Source organism: Synechococcus sp. H55.2 (genome assembly GCF_047462495.1).
In the GTDB taxonomy this organism is placed as follows: Bacteria; Cyanobacteriota; Cyanobacteriia; order Thermostichales; family Thermostichaceae; genus Thermostichus.
On record NZ_JANSJH010000073.1, the window covers coordinates 12,010 to 14,903 of the forward strand.

2 protein-coding genes are annotated in these 2,894 nt (G+C 57.3%); one reads left to right on the forward strand and one right to left on the reverse strand.

What is annotated here, in order from left to right; all coding sequences use genetic code 11:
• Positions 1-442 (reverse strand): hypothetical protein (locus NW844_RS09340; protein WP_414335117.1); only part of this gene is annotated, 442 nt, incomplete at its 3' end.
• A gap of 475 nt (positions 443-917) precedes the next feature.
• On the opposite strand from NW844_RS09340, the gene NW844_RS09345 reads away from it, so the two are divergent.
• A complete protein-coding gene (locus NW844_RS09345; protein ID WP_414335118.1) occupies positions 918-2,690 on the forward strand; it encodes a peptidoglycan D,D-transpeptidase FtsI family protein in 1,773 nt (590 codons plus the stop codon).
• Positions 2,691-2,894 lie beyond the last annotated feature (204 nt).

Below are 2,894 nucleotides of genomic sequence, written 5' to 3' on the forward strand. Positions count from 1 at the left end.
CATCGCCGGCCACCAAGAGCTGGCTCTCTGCACTCATCCGAAACGATTGGATCTTGGTTGCCAGTTGCCGAGCCTTGCTCTCGCTCGCGGTTGACCAAGCTTTTGTTTCTCCTGCAGGAGTTATGAGAGTGACGTAGTAAGCTTTATAGGTTATCTCGTCTCCCTCAGAATTCCTTAGAGTTTGAATTTCAGTTTTGGTTCCGGCTCCCCTTACGTCATAATAAAACTCGATCTGTTTTGGTAAAGGCAGCAGTGGCTGGAAGACCACTTCACAGTTGACCGTATCCTGATCAAGCCGATAGCACGTGAAGCGCCGATCCCCCTGAGAAAGCCCAATAGGTATGATAATTGGGGACGAAAAAAGCAATATTATAAAGGCAGCACCGACAGCCCCAGAAACTACAGGCTCTAGATAAACACGCTTGCCGGGAATTTGCTCCACGCATCTCATAGAACTCAGCTCCGTTGACCCTTTTGTGGTTGCCCTCATTATTGCTTGTCAATGTAGCATCTGTCAGTATTTGAGAATACGAAGCTGTTCGGATATCAGCAGAATCACTTATGTTAGCCTATTCAAATCCAATGGCAATGAAATGGTCTATCACATCGATCTCCAACTCACCTCTTCCAAAAAGGGAGCGACTGAGGAGTGTCTTAATCTGGTTTGAAATAACTACACTCTCAAAAGCTGTGAGGTGGCGTTGTTGCCACGCAGCGCTGACATAGCAGTAGGATGGACGCCAAACTAGCGGTGGTGTCTGGTAGGGGTTGTGGTGGAAGTCAGATCTAGGGCTGGGCTACGGCGAGCTGAGCCCAAAAAACCGGAGACAGAGCAGAAGGGCCGGCAACTTGCCCACCGATACAGAAGAGGTGCTTGGCCCCCTTCACTGCCAAGCTCCAGGCGGTGGAGAACAACGTTGGGTTGGCTCCTGGGGGAACGGATCCCGACAGCTCGCCAGCTCGACTTCCGCGCCGGCATGACCGGCTTGGCTTTAATCATTGCCCTATTCCTGACAGGAGCACGTCTGGTTTATTTGCAACATCAACAGGCGCCCCTGTTGCAGCAGCGAGCTGAGGCCCAGCAGCGGGCTCAGTTGAGACCCTTCATCCCTCGTCGCTCGATTGTGGATCGCCGCTCCCTTGCCCAGCAGCAGGCAGAATTGCTGGCCGTGGATCGCCCTGTCTATACCCTCTGGGCCCATCCTCGCCTCTTCGGCAGCACCCCCGAGGACATTGCCGCTGCCCTTGCTCCCCTATTGCGGCGGCCGGTGGAACAATTAACGCGACAACTGTCGGCCAATCATGCAGTGCGGGTGGAGCGTTGGGTATTGCAGGAAGTGGCCGATCAAATTCAGGCTCTGCATCTGGATGGCCTAGAGCTGGTGAGCGAGCGGCAACGCATCTACCCTCAAAAAGAGATGGTTGCCGAGGTAGTAGGCTATGTGGATCTGGATCATCAGGGCCAGGCGGGAGTGGAATATTCTCAACAGGAGCTGCTGGAGCGTACTGTGCAACCTGTCACTATTCCTCGCGATGGCTACGGACGACTGCTGGCTGCCGAGGTGCCGGAAGGGCTGCTGCAATCCCGCGAGATGGTGCTGCAGCTCACCCTAGATATGCGCCTGCAAAGGGCTGCCCGCGCCGCCCTGAAAGCTCAACTGCAACGGTTTCGAGCGCTGCGGGGCACGGTGATCGTCCTCCAGCCCCACACGGGGGAGATCTTGGCTCTGGTGGCCGAACCTACCTACGACCCCAACCGCTACTTCGAGTATGACCCCGGCCTTTTTCGCAACTGGGCTGTAACGGATTTGTATGAGCCGGGATCCACCTTCAAGCCCATCAACATCGCCATTGGACTGGATGCCGGCGCCTTTAGAGCCGATGAACGGGTGTATGACGAAGGACGGATCCTGATCGGTCAGTGGCCCATCCAAAACTACGACTACCACCAGCGGGGAGGCCATGGCTGGATGAGCGTCACCGATATCCTGCGCCAGTCCAGCAACGTGGGCATGGTCCATCTGATGCGCAAACTGGATCCCCGCCAGTACTACAATGCCTTGGTACGGTTGGGATTGAATGAGCGCAGTGGTGTGGATCTGCCCTTTGAGCCGGCCAGCCGTTTGAAGCCGCTGCGGCAATTCGTAACCGTGCCGGTGGAGCGAGCCACCGTTGCGTTTGGCCAGGGGCTGGCCCTCACCCCCCTGCAGTTGGCCACTTTGCATTGCATCATCGCCAACGGCGGGCTGAAAGTGCAGCCCCATGTGGTGCGCGGTCTGGTGGAAAAGGATACAGACACCTTGGTTTGGGGATCCCCGCAACCCCAGCCGGTGCGGGTGCTGTCGGAGCAGGCCACCCTGGCGGTGCGCATCCAGATGCGGGACGTGGTGGATTTTGGCACCGGGCAATCGGCCAAGATCGAGGGGTATGAGATCGGCGGCAAAACAGGTACCGCCCAGAAAGCAGGGCCGCGGGGGGGCTATCTGCCCGGCAAACGCATCACCAGTTTTGTGGGCTACTTCCCGGCCCTTCGCCCCAATTACGTGATCCTGGCAGTGCTCGACGAGCCCCAGGGGGAAGATGCTTTCGGCTCGACGACGGCGGCTCCCGTGGTTCGCTCGGTCATTGAGGAGATCATCACCCTAGAAGGGATCCGCCCCAATTCTACCGAGCGTGGCTACAGCAACTGAAAGCGGGGGCTAGGATCTTCAATTAAGTTTAACTAGAGCTTTAACTAAATAGCAATGGAACGGATCGTGGCGTCGATCCCTAACTCCCCTCTCCCTGAGGGAGAGGGGCCGGGGGTGGTCGCGTGAGCGGCGCGGAGCGCTTGGGCCTCAGGGAGAGGGGCCGGGGGTGGTCGCGTGAGCGCTTCAGGAGTGTCTGAAATAAAC